Source organism: Aquibium sp. ELW1220 (assembly GCF_030398385.1).
Classification (GTDB): domain Bacteria; phylum Pseudomonadota; class Alphaproteobacteria; order Rhizobiales; family Rhizobiaceae; genus Aquibium.
Map to the genome: position 1 here is coordinate 174,907 of NZ_JAOAOQ010000006.1, position 17,069 is coordinate 191,975.

Genomic DNA, 17,069 nt, shown 5'->3' on the forward strand with positions numbered 1-17,069 from the left:
GCCGGTTGCGGATTGAACGCGACTGCCACCTGCCCCACATGAGGGCGGCGGATCTATCGAGAAGACGCCCCGGGGCGCGAGTCGCGCAGGAACAGGACATGCCGAAAGTACGTTTTCACAAACTGGCGGCGCTCGTCGTTCTGGGTGCATCGACCGCCTGGATCCTGACCGGGGAATTCTCGTCCGTGGGGAGCGCCCAGTCCGAGAACCCGCCGCCTGCAGCAGGAGGGGCTGCCGCCCCCGAAGCGGCACAGCGCATCGTTCGCACCGTCGGCGTCGTCACGCCGCCGCGCCGCGCGCATGCCCGCGCCATCCGCATCTCCGGCACCACCGAGGCCAACCGCCGCTCGGCCCTCGCCGCCCGCACGGCAGGCATCATCGCCGAACTGCCCGCCCGCCAGGGAACGATGGTATCGGCAGGCGACATCATCATGCGCCTGGACAGCGAGGACAAGCGATCGGCGGTCGAGATGGCAACGGCCGTCCTGTCGCAGCGCCAGGCCGAGCTCGACGCGGCCGAGCGGCTCGCCACGACCGGCAACGTCGCGCGGCTGCAGCTCGACAGCGCCCGCGCCGCCCTCGCAACCGCGCAGGCACAGCTCGATTCCGCCAATGCCGAGCTCGAGAAATACGTCCTGCGCGCGCCGTTCGACGGCCTCGTCGACCGCATCTCGGTCGAAGAGGGCAGCGCGATCGCGCAGGGCGCGGAAGTCGCCACCGTCCTCGACCTGGACCCCATCCTGGCGATCGGGGAAGTGAACGAGCAGGACCTCGACGATCTCAAGCTGGGCGAGGCAGCCGACGTGCGGCTCGTCAACGGCACTACGGTGCAGGGCACGCTGCGGTATGTGAGCCGTGACGCGTCCGCCCAGACGCGGACCTTCGGCATCGAGGTGTCCATCCCCAATCAGGATCGTTCGATCCCGGCCGGCATGACCACCGAGATCACCTTGCGGTCGGATCCCGTCGACGCGGTCTTTCTGCCGCGCTCGGTGGTGACCCTCTCGCAGGCGGGCGATCTGGGCATCCGCATCGTCGGCCCGGACAACAAGGTCGGTTTCGTGCCGATCGACCTGATCGACGACACGCCGAACGGGCTGGTGCTCGGCGGCGTCCCGAGGGACGCCCGCATCATCGTCGCCGGACAGGATCTCGTCACCGAGGGCGACACGGTCAATCCGGTCGAGGCGGATGCCGAAACGGTTCGCCGATTGGTCGGCGAGGCCATGGGAACGACCAATTGACGGACGTGTGCTGACCATGGGTCTTGTCGAGTATTCCATTCGCCATGCGCGGCTGACGATATCGATCCTGCTGTTCTTCCTGATAGCGGGAACGCTCGCCTATCGCGGCATCCCCAAGGAAGCCGAGCCGGACGTCCAGATCCCGATCATCTATGTCAGCCTCTCCTACCAGGGCATTTCGCCGGAGGATTCGGAGCGTCTGCTGCTGCGGCCGGTCGAGACGCGGCTGAAGTCGATCACCGGCGTCAAGGAGATGCGCTCCACTGCCTACCAGGGCGGCGGCAACGTCATCGTCGAGTTCCAGGCCGGCGCCGATCTCGACAAGGCGCTGGAGGACGTCCGCAACAAGGTGTCGGACGCCAAGCAGGACCTGCCGCAGGGCGTCGACGAGCCGAGCGTCAACGAAGTCAACATCTCGGAATTCCCGGTCCTGGTCGTGACGCTGGCCGGCGACGTGCCGGAGCGCGCCCTGACGAGCGCCGCCCGCGCCCTGCGCGACCGCATCGAGGAGGTGCCGGGCGTGCTCGACGCCGCGCTCCAGGGCGCGCGCGACGATCTGGTCGAGGTCATCATCGATCCGGTCAAGCTCTCCTCCTACGACCTGCGGCTCGACCAGCTGGTCGGTGCGGTCGCGGCCAACAATTCACTGGTCGCGGCCGGGCAGCTGCAGGGCGAGGAAGGCCGCTACGCCGTCAAGATCCCTGCCCTGATCGAGACGGTCGAGGACGTGGCCAACCTGCCGATCGTCGCCAGCGGCGACGCGGTGGTGCGCGCGCGCGATCTGGCCACCATCCGCTCGACCTTCAAGGACCCGGTGACGATCACGCGCCTCGACGGCAAGCCCGCCATCGCCATCGAGGTGTCGAAGCGCACCGGTGCCAATCTGGTCGAGACGGTCGACGCCGTGAAGGCGGCCGCGTCGGAATTCCAGCGCCTCCTGCCGGAGGGCGCGTCCGTCGCCTTCAGCCAGGACAAGTCCACCGTCATCCGCCAGCTCCTGGGCGACCTCGAGAACAGCGTTCTCACCGCGGTGATCCTGGTCTTCGTGGTCATCCTCTATTCGCTGTCCGGCCGCGCTTCCATGCTGATCGGCATGGCCATTCCCGCCTCCTTCCTGATGGGCATCCTGTGGCTGTCGCTCGCCGGCTACACGGTCAACATCGTCGTCCTGTTCGCGCTCATCCTGGCCGTGGGAATGCTGGTCGACGACGCCATCATCGTCACCGAATTCGCCGAGCGCCGCATGTCCGAGGGGATGGACAAGCGCGAGGCCTTCGCGCTCGCTGCCCGGCGCATGGCCGGCCCGGTCATCGCCGCCACGGCCACCCGCGTCGCAGCCTTCTCGCCGCTGCTGTTCTGGCCCGGCATCGTCGGCGAGTTCATGAAGTACATGCCGATCACGCTGATCGTGACGCTGTCGTCGTCGCTGATCTACGCGCTTCTGTTCACGCCGGCCCTCGGCGCGCTGATCGCCAAGCCGACGGTGGAGGCGGAGCACAGGGACGGCTGGTACATGCGCTTCGTGCGCCGCGCCGTGCGCCATCCCTTCATCGTCACCTTCGCGACGCTGGCGGCGCTCGTCGCCGTCCCGGCGGCCTATGTCCAGTTCGGCAAGGGCGTCGAGTTCTTTCCCAATGTCGAGCCGGAATACGGCCTGCTCTACGTCCACGCCCGCGGCAACCTCTCGCTCGCCGAGCAGGATGCGATCGTCCGCCAGGCGGAAAACCGCATCCTCGGTTGGCCGGGCATCGAAACGGTCTACACGCGCGTCGGCCAGACCCAGGGCGGCGGCGCGCAGATCGACGAGGACGTGGTCGGCGTCATCCAGTACGAGTTCGTCGACTGGCGCGAGCGCAAGCCGGCGAGTGCGATCCTGGACGACCTGCGGGTGGCCATGACCGGCATTCCCGGCGCAGACGTGGCAGTTTCCGTCCCCGAAAGCGGCCCGCCGACCGGAAAGGCCATCCAGATCCGTCTCTCCGCGGTCGACCCGGCAGGGCTCGACGAGGCCGCAGAGGAGGCAGCCGCCATGCTGCAGACGGTGCCGGACGTCATCGACGTATCGGACGGCCTGCCGCCGCCCGGCATCGACTGGGAGCTCGACGTCAACCGCACCAAGGCGGCACAATACGGGATCGGGCCCGGCTCCGTCGGCACCGTCGTCCAGCTGGTGACGACCGGGTTGAAGCTCACCGAGTATCGGCCGGCCGGGTCTGACGATGCGGTCGACATCCGCCTGCGGCTTCCGGAGGACCGGCGCACGCTGTCGGAACTCGACCAGCTCCGCGTCCAGACGGTGCTCGGCGCCGTCCCGATCTCGAACTTCGTCGAACGAAATCCTGCGCCACGCACCGGGACGCTCACCCGCATCGACGGCGTCCGTACGGTCATCGTCGCCGCCGGCATTCGCGAGGGCGTGCAGGCCAACCCGGTCCGCGAGCAGGTGACGGCCAGCCTCGCGGACATGAACCTGGAGGAACGGGGTGTCCGCTGGAGACTGGCTGGCGAGGACGAGGAACAGCAGGCAGCGATGGTATTCCTGTCCAAGGCCTTCGGCGCCGCGATCTTCCTGATCTTCGTCGTGCTGCTCGCGCTTCTGAACAGCTTCATGTCGGTGGCGCTGGTGCTCTCGGCGGTGGTCATGTCGACCATCGGCGTGTTCCTCGGCCTCATGATCATGGGCCAGCCCTTCGGCGTGGTCATGACCGGCATCGGCATCATCGCGCTGGCAGGCGTCGTGGTGAACAACAACATCGTGCTGATCGAAACCTACGACGTGCTGCGCCAGTCCGGCATGGACAAGCTCGAAGCGGTGCTGCAGACCTGCCGCGAACGCGCCCGTCCCGTCGTGCTGACCGCGGTGACCGCCATTCTCGGCGTGCTTCCGATCGCCTTCGGCCTCAATCTGGAGATCATGAACCACGAGACGACCTACGGGGCGCCGTCTACCCAGTGGTGGATCACCCTCTCGAGCGCCATCGTCTACGGCCTCGCCTTCTCCACGGTGCTGACGCTCGTCGTGACGCCATCGCTGCTGATGATCGTCACCCGGAGCAATGATTCGCGGCTTTCGGCCAGGCTCAACCGGATCTTCCCGTGGCGGCGCAGACCTGCAGCCGACACGCCTGCCGTCGGCGCCGACGAACCGACGGGTATCGATGGCCGGGCGAGCTTCCCCAAGGCTGCGGAGTAATTCCGCGCGGCGCATGCCGCAAATGGAACCTACAGGTTACTGGCGCATTTCCGGGCAGCATCTGCACTGCTGTCCCGGAGGGCCCAAGCCATGACGCTCGGCACCATTCTCATCATTATCCTGATCCTGCTTCTTCTCGGGGCGATCCCGACATGGCCGCACTCGCGCGGCTGGGGCTACGGACCCTCCGGTCTTCTCGGCGTGGTCGTCGTGGTCCTCCTCATCCTTCTCCTGATGGGTCGCATCTGACGCGACGAAGCGCGGCCGCCGGCAATCGGCCGGCGGCCCATCCTCACCAGTTCGTCCGTTCAGGCTGCGGTGGAAACCGGCGACCGGTCGAGAGACTGATCCGCCACCGCCTGCCGTATCGCTTCAACCGGATCGGTGGTGGCAAGCGGCCCCACCAGCGCCTCGAGCTTGCGCCCATCCAGCGAGTGCGGCGTCTGCCACAGGTAGGACATCGCCGCGACCTCCCGCAGGATCGGCACGAAAAGCCCCCCCGCCCGCAGCAGCGTCCATGGCACCCCGCGCCGCTGCAGCCGGCGTCCCAGCGCTATCTCGGTTGCCGCCATCATCCGCGCCCCGCTCAGCGTATGCCCGGCGAAATGGAAGCTGTCGAAAGCCGGCAGTCTCCGCCTTGCCTGCGCGAGACGCACGAAGCCCTGCGCGAGATCGGGCAGGTAGGCAAAGGCGTGCGGCGCATCCATCGGGCCTGGCCAGGTGAAGACGTCCTTCTGCAGCTTCGCCAGGATGAAGAGATCGAGCCAGCTGCCGGGCTTGGTACCGCCATAGAAATCGCCGGCCCGCAGGACCAGCGTCTGGACACCCGCCGCTGCGGCACGGCGCTTGAACAGGTCCTCCATCGCGATCCGAACGCGCGCCTTCGACGTCGAAGGGCTTTCCGGCATGTCTTCGGTCATCCCGAGCCGGATACCATGACCGAAATTGTAGACGTTTCCCGGCAGGAGCTGGGTAGCGCCGGTGGCTTCGCAGGCCGCGATGACGTTCTCCGCCATCGGCATCACCTTCTGTTCCCACTCCGTATATTCGGGGTTGAGCGCATTGAGCAACCACATCGGCGCCGGTACAGGCTTCCACGAGTGCCGCGCGGTCGGTGGCGTCGGCCTTGATCCACTCGACGTCGAGATGGAGCTGCGCGCCCTTGCGGCCGCGGGCAAGGCCCTTGACGCTCCAGCCCGCATCCACGAACGCCCGGCTCGCGGCATCACCGATCCGTCCGGCAGCTCCCAGAATCACGATCGTCTTCATGGCGTCTCCTCCCCGGCGGGCGCATACGCGGAGTGGTAGTCTGTTCGCTCTTGAATGGTAATGCTCTACGGGTGCATCATGAATATTCATGGATGAATGACACATGCTCGACATCGACTGGAACCTGATCCGCAGCTTTGCCGCAGTGGCCGAGACCGGCAGCTTGTCAGCCGCAGCCAGGAAGCTGCGTGCGAGCCAGCCGACGCTCGGCCGACATGTGACCGAACTGGAGCAGGTGCTCGATGTGACGCTCTTCCGCCGTGGCCGCGACGGCTACAAGCTCACCAAGCAGGGCGTGGATTTGCTGGGGAGGGCCCTGGAGATGCGCGAGCAGGCCGAAGCCTTCTCCCGGCTCGCGCTCGGTGCAACGGAGGAGGTCGCCGGCACCGTGCGAATAGCCGCGAGCGAGATGGTCGCGATCTACGTGCTGCCGCCGATGCTCGCCCTGCTCGCCGAGGAAGAGCCCGACATCGAGATCGAGATCGTGGCGTCGAACCTCGTCGAGAACCTGCTCGGACGCGATGCCGACATCGCCATCCGCATGATGGAGCCGTCGCAACTCGACCTGGTCGCCCGGAAGGCGGCCGACATCCCGATCGTCGTCTGCGCGGCAAAAAGCTACATCGCCCGCCGCGGCCGCCCTGCCGATCCGTCGCAGCTGCTCCAGCACCAGGTGATCGGGCTCGATCGCGCGATGGACATCATCAACGGATTCCGCAATGCGGGGATCGCCATCGATCGCCACGCTTTCCACATCCGCTGCGACCAACACGCGGTCATATGGGAGGCGACACGCGCCGGCGCCGGCATCAGCTTTCAGCAGCAGCCCATCGTCGCACGGGATCCGCAGGTCGAGATTCTCCTGCCGGAGCTGCAGATACCGCTGCTGCCATGCTGGATCGCCATGCACCGCGACCTTCGGTCCAGCGTGCGAATCCGCCGCGTCGCCGACTTCCTGATGGAATACCTGAAGTCCTACTGTGCGGGACGCCCGCTCTCGGCGGCAGCCTCGAATTCCGCGGCCCGCGCCAGCCCCGCCATCAGGCACACCACCACCAGCAGAACCGAGACGGCGACGTAGACGGGCGCGAAGCCGAAGCGTTCGCCGACGAAGCCGATCGCCGAAGGCGCCACGAGGATGCCCGAATAGCCCATCAGCGTCACCGTGCTCAGCGACGCGCCGGACGAGGTGCCGGGCTGGTTGCCGGCGGCCGAGAATGCGATCGGCACCATGTTGGCGATGCCGAGCCCGGCAAAGCCGAAGGCGGCGATGGCGATCCATGGCTCGACGGCGAAACCGGCGACGAGCATGCCGGCGGCGGCGACGAGGCTGGAGACCCGCAGCGTACGGACCGCGCCGAACCGGTTTCGCACCTTGTCGCCGACGAAGCGCATCAGCGCCATCGTCGCCGAAAAGGCGGCAAAGCCGAGGCCGGCGGTGGCAAGGTCCGATCCTCGCTCCTCGCGAAGATAGATCGCGGCCCAGTCGAGGACGGCGCCTTCCGGGATCATCGAGAACAGCGCGATCAACCCGACGAGATAGACGATCGGATTGCGCGGCAGGGCGAAGCGGTGCGGGACCTGCGCTTCCGGACGCGGCTCCGTCACCATGAAGCGAACCGCCACCAGCATGGCGCCGAGCGCGATCGCCGTGACGATGGCAGCATGCACGCGATGGTCGGTCGCCTGGATGACCGCGCCCCCCGCGCCGCCGCCGATGAAGCCGCCGACGCTCCAGAACCCGTGCGAGGACGACATGATGGCGCGGCGCATCTGCTTCTCCACCTCCACCGCATTGGCGTTCATCGCCACGTCGGTTCCGCCGATCAGCGCGCCGAGCAGCACGAGCGCGGCGGCCGCCGCCCAGATGCCTGGCGCCAGCGCCACGACGAGCAGGCCGAAGGTGCTGGCGAGGCCGAACAGCTTGACCGTGGATCGCGAGCCGATGCGCCCGATGAGATAGCCGCAGGCCGGCATGGCCACCAGCGCGCCGAGGCCGAAGCCGAGGATCAGCAGCCCCAGCGAGAATTCGCTGATCTCCAGCCGGTCGCGCGTCACCGGAATCTGCGGCGCCCAGCTGCCGATCAGGAAACCGTTGACGAGAAAGACGGCCGCCACCGCCCAGCGGCCCCGGATCGCTTGCTTCATCCGATCGTCGTGCATGCGCATACTCTCCCAGCGGAGACCTTGATTAAATCGATTTAATCCATCGGCAAAGAGAAAGGCGGCCGAACCGCTTGGTCCAGCCGCCCGGAAGAACGCGGATCAGCCGCGGCGGTTGCGCGCCGCGAGCGTGCGCAGCCGGAGCGCGTTGAGCTTGATGAAGCCGGCAGCGTCCTTCTGGTCGTAGGCGCCCTGGTCGTCCTCGAAGGTGACGAGCTTGTCGGAGTAGAGGCTCTTGGAGCTCTCGCGGCCGATCACCATGACGTTGCCCTTGTAGAGCTTGAGCGTCACTTCGCCCTCGACGTCCTTCTGCGACAGGTCGATGGCCGCCTGCAGCATCTGGCGTTCCGGCGAGAACCAGAAGCCGTAATAGATGAGCTCCGCATAGCGCGGCATCAGTTCGTCCTTCAGGTGCGCTGCACCCCGGTCGAGCGTGATGCTCTCGATGGCACGGTGCGCGACGAGCAGGATCGTGCCGCCCGGCGTCTCGTAGACGCCGCGGCTCTTCATGCCCACGAAGCGGTTCTCGACGAGGTCGAGCCGGCCGATGCCGTTGTCGCGGCCGTAATCATTCAGCTTGGCCAGCAGCGTGGCGGGGCTCATCCGCTCGCCATTGGCCGACACCGCATCGCCGCGCTCGAAGCCCACCTTGATGATCGTCGCCTGGTCGGGCGCGGCCTCCGGAGAGATCGTGCGCATGTGCACGTATTCCGGCGCCTCGACCGACGGATCCTCCAGCACCTTGCCCTCCGAGGAGGAGTGCAGCAGGTTGGCGTCGACGGAGAATGGCGCCTCGCCCTTCTTGTCCTTGGCCACCGGAATCTGGTGCTTCTCGGCGAAGTCGAGCAGATCGGTGCGGCTCTTGAAGGTCCAGTCGCGCCAGGGCGCGATGATCTTGATGTCGGGGTTGAGCGCGTAGGCCGAAAGCTCGAAGCGAACCTGGTCGTTGCCCTTGCCGGTCGCACCATGCGCGATCGCGTCGGCACCGGTCTTTTCCGCGATCTCGACGAGATGCTTGGAGATCAGCGGCCGGGCAATCGAGGTGCCGAGCAGGTAGACGCCTTCGTAGACGGCATTGGCGCGGAACATCGGAAACACGAAGTCGCGGACGAACTCCTCGCGCACGTCCTCGATGAAGATCTCCTTGATGCCCAGCATCTCGGCCTTGCGGCGCGCCGGCTCCAGTTCTTCGCCCTGGCCGAGGTCGGCCGTGAAGGTCACCACCTCGGCGCCGAGTTCGGTCTGCAGCCATTTCAGGATGATGGAGGTATCGAGCCCGCCCGAATAGGCGAGCACGACCTTCTTGACGTCTTTCCACTTGCTCATTGGTCTGCCGGTCGCTCGAGATGAGGGCGCCTGTTTGCGCCCGTTGAAATCGCCGGAACTAATAGCAGGAAAGCGCCGCCGGGCAAGGTCGGGGAGCGTCGGCAGCCCGGCTCAGCGGGAACGTCGCCTTGCATGGCCGAGGAAATCCCACAGCGCCAGCGCCAGCGTTATGCCGATGATCGCGATCAGGTCCACGCGCGGGACCTTCCAGGCGAGAATTCCGAGAAACCCGGCCAGCACGACCAGCGCCAGCAGCGCCATCAGACGATCCATCATGTGCCTCTTCCCTCGCTCTCGGCCGCAGCCGCCCATCCGGCCAGCCACCGCGCGGTCCTGAGCAGCCGCGCATCGTCGCCGCGCCGGCCGACCAGTTGCACGCCCATCGGCAGGCCGCGGTCGGTCGCGAGCAGCGGGACGGTGACCGCCGGCGTGCCGCACAACGTCCACAGCCCGTTGAAGATCGAACTGCCGGTGCTGCCCAGTCCCGCCGGTGCCGGGCCGGGTGCCGCCGGCGTCACGATGGCGTCGCAGCGCTCGAGGATTTCACCCAGCCCCGCATGCAGAATGTCCGGCCAGTCGAGCGCGGCGATATAGTCCCGAGCCGTGATGGCCTTGCCTGCGTCCAGCGCCTCCTGCATCAGCGGCGAAAGCGTCTCGCGCCCGCGCCGCTCGTAGGCATAGTAGCACTTCGCCATTTCGGCGAGATTGATCCGCTCGCGGATCGCCGCCGCCTCGTCGAAGGCATTGGGCAGGGCGGCCTCGAAGCAGCGGTCGCCGAGCGCCTCGACCAGTTCCGCAAAGGCCGACTTCGTGTCCGCGTCGGCCGCGTCCCAGCCGGGCGGGCGCACGAAGGCGAGCGTCGGCACCACCGGCGGCGCGGCGCGGGCAGTCTCCAGCAGGCGCGGAAACGGCGACGGCTGCGTCGCACGATCCCCGGCATCGTGGCCGTAGAGCACCTCGGCGACGAGCGCCGCGTCCTCCACGCCGCGCGCGAAGACACCAATCGTATCGAGGCTTGGCGACTGCACCAGGACACCCGTCCGCGGGATCGCGCCGAAGCTCGGCTTGAAGCCGACGACCCCGCAATAGGCGGCGGGGCGGATCACCGAGCCGCCGGTCTGGGTGCCGATGGCGAGGGGCACCATGCCGGCTGCGACTGCTGCGGCTGAGCCGGAAGACGAGCCGCCGGGCGTGCGCTCCGCGTCGTGCGGGTTGCGGGTCTTGCCCGGCTGCAGGTAGGCGAGTTCCGTCGTCACGGTCTTGCCCATGATGATGGCACCGGCGGCCTTCAGCCGCTCCACCACGAAGGCGTCGGCGGTGGGAACACGCCCGCCATCGAGCGGCGTGCCGTTCGCCGTCGGCATCCGGGCGGTGTCGACGATATCCTTGATCCCGACCGGCAGCCCGTGCAGCGGCCCGATCGGCCTGCCGGTCGAGCGATGCGCGTCGAGCGCCCGCGCCTGCGTCATCACATGGTCGCCGTCGAGCCAGGCCCAGGCCTGCACTGTCGGCTCCACCGCGGCGATGCGGTCGAGGCAGGCCTGAGCCACATCGACGGCGCGAAGCGCCCCGCGCGCCAGCCGGTCGCGGAGCTCGAGCGCGCCGAGCCCGAGCACCGCCTGCGCTGCCGCGGTTTCCCTAACGCCCATAGAAGACCTCGGGCAGATGGAACACGAGGTCGGGGAAGATGTAGACCAGCGCCATCGACACGAACACCATGAACAGGAAGGGCAGCACGCCCTTGAAGATCTGCGTCAGCTGGATTTCGGGCGGCGCGATGCCCTTGAGGTAGTAGGCCGACATCGCCATCGGCGGGGTCAGGAAGCTGGTCTGCAGGTTGAGCGCCACGAGAATGCCGAAGAACAGCGGGTCGATGCCGAACAGCGGCAGGAGCGGCAGGAAGATCGGCACGAAGATGATGATGATCTCCGACCATTCGAGCGGCCAGCCGAGCAGGAAGATGATGAGCTGGGCGAGCAGCAGGAACTGCAGCGGCGTCAGGTCGAGGCTCTGGACGAATTCCGAGATGATGTGCTCGCCGCCGAGATAGGAGAAGACGGACGAGAAGGTGTAGGAGCCGACGAAGAGCCAGCACACCATCGCCGTGGTGCGGACCGTGAGATAGACGGATTCGCGCAGGCGCTGGAACGTCATCGCCCGGTAGGCGACCGCCAGCACCATGCCGCCGAGCGCGCCGATGGAGGCGGCTTCGGTGGGCGTCGCCAGGCCGAACAGGATCGAGCCCAGCACCGCCAGGATGAGAAAGGCGAGGGGGAAGAACGACGTGAACAGCATCCAGGCGAGCTGCAGGAACGGCACGTCCGGCACCTCTTCCTTCGTCGGCTTCGGCGCGATGCCGGGCTGCAGGATCGACCTTCCGACCACGTAGACGAGGTAGAGCCCGACCAGCACCAGGCCGGGCAGCAGCGCGCCGGCGTAGAGGCGCACGATCGAGACGCCGGACGAGGCGGCATAGACGATCAGCATGATCGAGGGCGGGATGAGGATGCCGAGCGTGCCGCCGGCGCAGATGATGCCCGACGCGAAGCTCGGCTCGTAGCGGGCCTTGAGCATGGCAGGCAGCGCGAGCAGGCCCATCAGCGTCACGACCGCGCCGACGATGCCGGTGGCGGTGGCAAACAGCGCGCAGGTTATGAGGGCTGCGACGCCCATTGAGCCGGGCACGTTCTTGGAGGCGATGTTGAGGGTCGAGAACAGCCGGTCGACGATGTTGGCGCGCTCGACGATGTAGCCCATGAACAGGAACAGCGGCACCGCCGTCAGCACCTCGTTCGACATCACCGTGTAGGTCTGGTTGATGAACAGGTCGAAGATGCGGTTGTTGAAGAAGCCGTCGATCCAGGTGGTGGTGGACGTCCAGGTGTCAGCGTCCTCACCCAGCCGGTTGAAGCTCCGCCACATGCGGCCAGCGTCGAAATAGGCGTAGTAGCCGAAGAAGATGCCCAGCGCCATCAGCGTGAAGGCGATCGGAAAGCCGAGGAACACCAGCAGGATGAAGATGCCGAGCATCATCAGTGCTACTTGAGGGTCGGTCACTGTCGAGACTCCCGCTGCGAATGATTCCGGCGTGACCGGCTGGCGACGTCACTGATGGCCTTCGGCGCGCTGCTTGGTCAGCAGCTGGTCGGTCTCGACCACGTCCTCGTCCGCCACCCGCCAGTAGCCCTCGCGCATGCACAGGATGCAGCGGAAGATCTGGGCGATGCCCTGGATGAAGAGCAGGATGCCGGCCGCGACGAGCACCGACTTGAACTGGAAGATCGGGATACCCGCCGGACTGTTGACGCTGACTTCGCCATAGCCCCACGATCGCGCCGAATATTTCCACCCGGTGACCATCAGGGCGATGACGCCCGGGAAGAAGAACAGCAGATAGAGCACGAGGTCGACGCCCGCCTGCACGCGCACCGGCCACAGCCGGTAGACGAAGTCGCCGCGCACATGGCCGCCGCGCGACAGCGTGTAGGCGCCGCCCATCATGAACAGAGTGCCGTACATGATGAAGGAGACGTCCAGCGACCAGGCGGTCGGCCGGTTGAGCACGTAGCGCACGAAGACTTCGTAGCTCATGCCGAGCGTCATCAGGATGATGAGCCAGCCGAACGTCTTGCCGAACCAGGCCGAGAGCCGGTCGGCGAAACTGATGAAGCCGATCAAGAATTCCTCCCCAGGGTGGGCCGGACCCGGCGGTGCACCGGGTCCGGCCGAAGCGCGGATCAGAGCTTCAGCTTGCCCGGGAAGTAATGCTCGTATGCGAGCGCCAGGTCGGGCGCGTTCATCAGTTCGTAGTAGCCGACCTTTTCGACCCAGGCGCGCTGGCTGTCCATCACCTTCTTGGAGAAGGGATCGGCCTCCAGCTCGACGATGAGCTTGTCCCAGGCCTCGATCTGCGCGGCGAGGATCTCGCTCGAGGTGCGGTGGACGGTGACGCCGAGCTCGTTCTGCAGCTTCTGTAGGTCGCTCGAGTAGTTCTCCATCGCCAGCGCCGTGTTGGAGGTGGAGGCCGCCTCGACGCCGTATTTCAGGATCGCCTGCAGGTCGGGCTCGAGATCCTCGTAGAAGTCGCGGTTGAAGCAGAACTCGAAGCTCTCCGAGGCCTGGTGGTAGGACGACAGGTAGTAGTTCTTGGCCACGTCCGGCGCGCCGAAGCGAAGGTCGGACGACGGGTTGTTGAACTCGAAGGCGTCGATGACGCCACGCTCCATCGCCGGCACGATCTCGCCGCCAGGCAGCTGGGCGACACTCATGCCCATGGCCTGCAGGAGGTCGGCCGCGAGGCCCACCGTGCGGTACTTGAAGCCCTGGATGTCGGCGACCGAGTTGACCTCGCCCTTGAACCAGCCGAAGGGCTGGGCCGGCATCGGGAAGCCCATGAAGCCGACGACGTTGAGGCTGAGGATATCCTGCGTCAGCTCGCGGTAAAGGTCGGCACCGCCGCCCTGATAGAACCAGCCGAGCATCGTGGTGGCCGATCCGCCGAACACCGGGCCGGTGCCGAAGAAGGACGCGGCCTTGCTCTTGCCGTACCAGTAGACCGGAACCGTGTGGCAGGCGTCCAGCACGCCGTCATGCACCGCGTCCATGACCTGGAAGGCGCCCACGACGGCACCGGCCGGCAGCAGGTCCACCTGGAGGCGTCCTCCCGACATTTCCTGGACGCGGGTGGTGTACTGGCGCGCAAAGTCCATCCAGATGTCGGAGGCCGGCCACGAGGTCTGCATCTTCACGACGAGCGGGGCCTGCGCCAGCACGGCCGGCGCGGCCAGGGTCGTCGCCGCCGCTGCCCCCGCTCCTGCAACCGACGCGTTCCTCAAGAAGCGACGGCGCGAAATTGGTTCTATGCTCATCCTGTTCCTCCCGTTTGGTTCTTGTTTTTCATTCGACGGAGGTGAGAATAGGCGATCTCGCGCCGGGCGCAAGCTACATTGAAATTTCCTGCGCACGACTATTGCTGCAACGCAGTATAGGCACCGAATTCTCCGGCAGCGCAGGTTGCAATGCACCATACGTCATTCATCGATATGGATTATGTTGGGCGCAAGATTTAGCAACCCTAATGAGTACTGCGCTGACTGCGATCACCCGGCGAGGCGGGAGAAAACCGTCTTGCGCGAGGACCCGGGATTGGCGCGAGAAGCACTTCTGTCGGCCCTCCACTTCGACACCATCCCGGTGGCCGTTTGCAGCCTCCGCCGGGTGCCGGCGGCAAGCGGCCCTCCGCTGCCCACGGTTGCCCGGTCGATCGTCTCGGCATGTCTCTCCAGCCATCGCCAAAGCACGACCGCGACCAGTGCCACGAGCAGCCACGATACGACGACATCCGAGAGAAAGTGCTTTCCGAAGGCGACGCGCAGGAGCGAGAAGACGATTGCGACAGGAACCATCGACCAGAACAGCGGCCTGCGGATAGAGGCCGGCGCCAGCATGACGCAGGACAGCATGGCGGCCGCCGAACCTGCCTCGCCGCTGGAAAACGAGCAGTTGCGCGCGCAGGCATCGGCGAACTGCCATGGCAGGGTGTAGGGCGCCGTTCCACCGAAGGGAACCGTATCCTCCGGCCGGGCCCGCCCGACCATTTCTTTCAGGAGGCTGACCACGAGGCCCGAGCCGATGGCATAGACGCCGAACACAAAGATAGCCTGGTGAGGCCTGACCAGCCAGCCGGATCGCGCGCCGAAGGCGTGAGCGAGCAGGATTGCCGCCATTGCCGTCAGGACCAGATGCGGTACCTTCCGGTTGATGTCGCGGATGGCGAGCAGGATCGGATCCCGGGCGTGCAAGAAGTCGCCTTCGGCGGAAGCGAACCAGCCGGAGACGGCCAGGTCGACCCAGGGCATTGCCATGAACACGAAGCTGGTCGCGATCAGCGCGTAGGCCAGGAACCGCACCGGTTCGCGCTGGCACCCGTCGCGGATCGAGGCCGCCTTTCGGCCAAGCCCGATGCACCACGCCTGTACGGAGTGCCGTCCGCGGGAGGGTATCCTGATGGACGACGGCTCCGATCGATCGACCACACCTTCATTCGTCAACGCGCACCCTCCCCTTTCCCGAAGGGATAGGGTGCGTCGATGACGTCCTGATGATCACCGGATAGTAACTTCATGAACTTTGCGGCCGGGTCGGACCCGACGGGCAGTTGCCGGATAGCGGTGGCGCTTGAGCCGATGAATCGCTAGGAGAGGCGGCGTCCCAGGCGATCGAAAGCTGCCACCATGGTCCCGCTTCCATTCGGAATGTCCTCGAGCTTGCCCGCTGGAACCGTCGTCGCCCGGACCTCCTTCGAGGCCGCCTCCCCAACCGTTCCGGCGATCGCGGCATGAGCGCGACGGGTGGCGCCACCGACGCGCAGACCGCTCTTCCCTACTGGGCACGCCCTGCGGGCGTGGTGATTTTTGCCTGCCTCTGGACTGCCGTTTTCCTGTTCATCGCGACGGTCCTGCGATCCAACATCGGCAATGACGACGCGCTGGAGGTCTATCAGGCGCAGTCGCTCGAACTGTTCTACAGGGCGCGCAATCCAGCGCTCTACGACTGGCTCCTCTATGGCCTGAACGGACTCACAGGGTCGCCGTTCGTGTCCGTCGCCGTCCTCAACTACGGTTCGATGCTGGCCTGCGCGCTGCTGCTCTACGAACTCGCCCGGCGCGTCATCGTCGACCCGCGCCTGCAGGCCCTGTCGGTCTACTCGCTCGCGCTGCTCTGGGTCGTCGCCTATGACAGCCACCGCATCCTCACGCACACCAACCTCAACATCGTCGTCATCGCCGCAACTCTGCTCACCGTCCACGCACTCGGGCGGGAACGGACGGTGGCGAGATATCTCCTGCTCGGCCTGCTTTTCGTCGCCGGCATGCTGTCGAAATACGCCTATGGCGTTTTCTTCGCCGCGCTCGTCGCAGCCGCCCTGCTGGAGACGCATTTCAGGCGGGTCGTGCTCGACCCCCGCTTCCTGCTGACGCTGCTCGTGGCGTCGGCGCCGTTCGCCATCGTGGCCGTTCTCTTCGCCGACGAACTCACGACGATCGTCACCACTGTCGACGGCGTCGTCCAAAGCGGCGCACGGGACCCCTTCATCGACAAGACGGCCGCGCTGGCCGCTGCCTTCATCGGCTACCTTCTGCCGTTCCTCCTGGTCTATGGCGGCGCGTTTTTCCTGCAGGGTACGCCGCCGCGTTCGTCGACCGCACGCGACGAAGCCTTCCTGCGCCTCCTCGGCACGATGCTCGCCATCGCCATGCTGGCGATGATCGCCTGGGCCTTCCTCGTCGGCAGCACGCAGCTCCGGTCGCGCTACATGCACGGCGTATGGCTTCCGGCGCCGCTCTTCTTCATGATGCTTCTCGACCGCTACGCGCCGCCGCCGCGTGCCTTCCGGTCGTTCCTCGTGGCAACGGCAGCCATCACCGGCATCGTCGTCGCCATCTACGTCGCGTCCCGGCTGGCACCGTCGGAGGCGCTCTGCGGCAGCTGCCGTCCGAGCATGCCCTACCAGCAGCTCGGCGACGCCATCGAGGCGCGCTACGGGCGATCTCCCACCCTCGTCGGCTATTCGGCATCGGATGCCGGATATCTGCGCGCGGCGGTGCCAGGCGCACGCACGCTGGCGCTGGCCGGCCATCCCTATCGCCCGCCCGCGCGCTCGTCCCGCGACTGCCTCCTGGTGTGGGAAGCGAGTTCCCGCGGGCAGAACCGGCTCGCCGATGCCATGGCAAGCCGCGGGCTGCCGCTCCTGCCCGACGAAGAGCTGACGATCGGCTGGTGGGCGCCGCTCCTGCCCTACACGCGCCAGACGACCTTCCTGATCCAGCGGCTTCCGCCGGACTCCGAATTCTGCAGATAGGAGCCACGCCACC

Annotated in this window: 14 protein-coding genes and 1 pseudogene; 5 read left to right on the plus strand and 10 right to left on the minus strand. The window is 66.7% G+C overall.

Annotated elements, in window-relative coordinates:
* Positions 1–98 precede the first annotated feature (98 nt).
* The 3 genes from N1F91_RS08215 to N1F91_RS08225 all read left to right on the plus strand — a co-directional run bounded on the left by N1F91_RS08215 (position 99) and on the right by N1F91_RS08225 (position 4,686).
* On the plus strand, positions 99–1,244 hold the full coding sequence (locus N1F91_RS08215) for an efflux RND transporter periplasmic adaptor subunit (protein WP_289991353.1): 1,146 nt from the start codon (positions 99–101) through the stop codon (positions 1,242–1,244).
* Between the two features lie 16 nt (positions 1,245–1,260).
* Complete coding sequence (locus N1F91_RS08220) at positions 1,261–4,437, plus strand: efflux RND transporter permease subunit (protein ID WP_289991354.1); 3,177 nt, start codon at positions 1,261–1,263, stop codon at positions 4,435–4,437.
* 90 nt (positions 4,438–4,527) lie between these two features.
* The gene (locus tag N1F91_RS08225; RefSeq protein WP_289991356.1) at positions 4,528–4,686 is read left to right on the plus strand and encodes a DUF3309 family protein; all 159 of its coding nucleotides are present in this window, start codon (positions 4,528–4,530) and stop codon (positions 4,684–4,686) included.
* A 59-nt stretch (positions 4,687–4,745) separates the two neighbouring features.
* Here N1F91_RS08225 and N1F91_RS08230 read toward each other — a convergent pair whose 3' ends face one another.
* Positions 4,746–5,453 (minus strand): oxidoreductase, encoded by a 708-nt coding sequence (locus N1F91_RS08230; protein ID WP_289991358.1) that lies wholly within the window; start codon positions 5,451–5,453, stop codon positions 4,746–4,748.
* Positions 5,454–5,550: 97 nt separating this feature from the next.
* Positions 5,551–5,820, minus strand: a pseudogene (locus tag N1F91_RS31110) (hypothetical protein); the annotation flags it as partial.
* Here N1F91_RS31110 and N1F91_RS08240 point away from each other — a divergent pair.
* The gene (locus N1F91_RS08240) at positions 5,810–6,787 is read left to right on the plus strand and encodes a LysR family transcriptional regulator (protein WP_289991363.1); all 978 of its coding nucleotides are present in this window, start codon (positions 5,810–5,812) and stop codon (positions 6,785–6,787) included. The pseudogene N1F91_RS31110 and the gene N1F91_RS08240 sit on opposite strands and share 11 nt — an antisense overlap.
* Here the strand turns inward: N1F91_RS08240 and N1F91_RS08245 are convergent.
* The 8 genes from N1F91_RS08245 to N1F91_RS08280 form a co-directional block, all read right to left on the minus strand.
* Entirely contained in the window at positions 6,682–7,869 is a 1,188-nt protein-coding gene (locus N1F91_RS08245; protein WP_289991365.1) for an MFS transporter, read from the minus strand. The two genes, N1F91_RS08240 and N1F91_RS08245, sit on opposite strands and share 106 nt — an antisense overlap.
* Positions 7,870–7,971: 102 nt before the next feature.
* Positions 7,972–9,195, minus strand: a complete 1,224-nt coding sequence (locus N1F91_RS08250) for an argininosuccinate synthase (RefSeq protein ID WP_289991367.1) — start codon at positions 9,193–9,195, stop codon at positions 7,972–7,974.
* A gap of 111 nt (positions 9,196–9,306) precedes the next feature.
* Positions 9,307–9,471 carry a hypothetical protein gene (locus N1F91_RS08255; RefSeq protein WP_289991369.1) on the minus strand — a complete coding sequence of 55 codons (165 nt, stop codon included), beginning with the start codon at positions 9,469–9,471 and terminating at the stop codon, positions 9,307–9,309.
* Positions 9,468–10,844 carry an amidase gene (locus tag N1F91_RS08260; protein ID WP_289991370.1) on the minus strand — a complete coding sequence of 459 codons (1,377 nt, stop codon included), beginning with the start codon at positions 10,842–10,844 and terminating at the stop codon, positions 9,468–9,470. Before N1F91_RS08260 ends, N1F91_RS08255 begins: the two co-directional genes overlap by 4 nt.
* Positions 10,834–12,252 (minus strand): TRAP transporter large permease subunit, encoded by a 1,419-nt coding sequence (locus N1F91_RS08265; RefSeq protein WP_289991371.1) that lies wholly within the window; start codon positions 12,250–12,252, stop codon positions 10,834–10,836. Before N1F91_RS08265 ends, N1F91_RS08260 begins: the two co-directional genes overlap by 11 nt.
* A gap of 48 nt (positions 12,253–12,300) precedes the next feature.
* Positions 12,301–12,873 carry a TRAP transporter small permease subunit gene (locus N1F91_RS08270; protein WP_289991373.1) on the minus strand — a complete coding sequence of 191 codons (573 nt, stop codon included), beginning with the start codon at positions 12,871–12,873 and terminating at the stop codon, positions 12,301–12,303.
* Positions 12,874–12,932: 59 nt separating this feature from the next.
* Positions 12,933–14,063, minus strand: coding sequence for a TRAP transporter substrate-binding protein (locus tag N1F91_RS08275; RefSeq protein ID WP_289991374.1), 1,131 nt, complete (start codon positions 14,061–14,063; stop codon positions 12,933–12,935).
* 231 nt (positions 14,064–14,294) lie between these two features.
* The gene (locus N1F91_RS08280; protein ID WP_289991375.1) at positions 14,295–15,245 is read right to left on the minus strand and encodes a phosphatase PAP2 family protein; all 951 of its coding nucleotides are present in this window, start codon (positions 15,243–15,245) and stop codon (positions 14,295–14,297) included.
* 287 nt (positions 15,246–15,532) lie between these two features.
* Between N1F91_RS08280 and N1F91_RS08285 the strand changes: the two genes are divergently transcribed.
* Positions 15,533–17,056 (plus strand): glycosyltransferase family 39 protein, encoded by a 1,524-nt coding sequence (locus N1F91_RS08285; protein WP_289991377.1) that lies wholly within the window; start codon positions 15,533–15,535, stop codon positions 17,054–17,056.
* The last annotated feature ends 13 nt before the right edge of the window (positions 17,057–17,069 follow it).

Excerpts from the sequence above, each read along its gene's own strand:
- N1F91_RS08215 (WP_289991353.1), top strand. The coding sequence starts at position 99 with ATGCCGAAAGTACGTTTTCACAAACTGGCGGCGCTCGTCGTTCTGGGT.
- N1F91_RS08220 (WP_289991354.1), top strand. The coding sequence starts at position 1,261 with ATGGGTCTTGTCGAGTATTCCATTCGCCATGCGCGGCTGACGATATCG.
- N1F91_RS08225 (WP_289991356.1), top strand. The coding sequence starts at position 4,528 with ATGACGCTCGGCACCATTCTCATCATTATCCTGATCCTGCTTCTTCTC.
- N1F91_RS08230 (WP_289991358.1), bottom strand. The coding sequence starts at position 5,453 with ATGGCGGAGAACGTCATCGCGGCCTGCGAAGCCACCGGCGCTACCCAG.
- N1F91_RS08240 (WP_289991363.1), top strand. The coding sequence starts at position 5,810 with ATGCTCGACATCGACTGGAACCTGATCCGCAGCTTTGCCGCAGTGGCC.
- N1F91_RS08245 (WP_289991365.1), bottom strand. The coding sequence starts at position 7,869 with ATGCACGACGATCGGATGAAGCAAGCGATCCGGGGCCGCTGGGCGGTG.
- N1F91_RS08250 (WP_289991367.1), bottom strand. The coding sequence starts at position 9,195 with ATGAGCAAGTGGAAAGACGTCAAGAAGGTCGTGCTCGCCTATTCGGGC.
- N1F91_RS08255 (WP_289991369.1), bottom strand. The coding sequence starts at position 9,471 with ATGATGGATCGTCTGATGGCGCTGCTGGCGCTGGTCGTGCTGGCCGGG.
- N1F91_RS08260 (WP_289991370.1), bottom strand. The coding sequence starts at position 10,844 with ATGGGCGTTAGGGAAACCGCGGCAGCGCAGGCGGTGCTCGGGCTCGGC.
- N1F91_RS08275 (WP_289991374.1), bottom strand. The coding sequence starts at position 14,063 with ATGAGCATAGAACCAATTTCGCGCCGTCGCTTCTTGAGGAACGCGTCG.
- N1F91_RS08285 (WP_289991377.1), top strand. The coding sequence starts at position 15,533 with ATGAGCGCGACGGGTGGCGCCACCGACGCGCAGACCGCTCTTCCCTAC.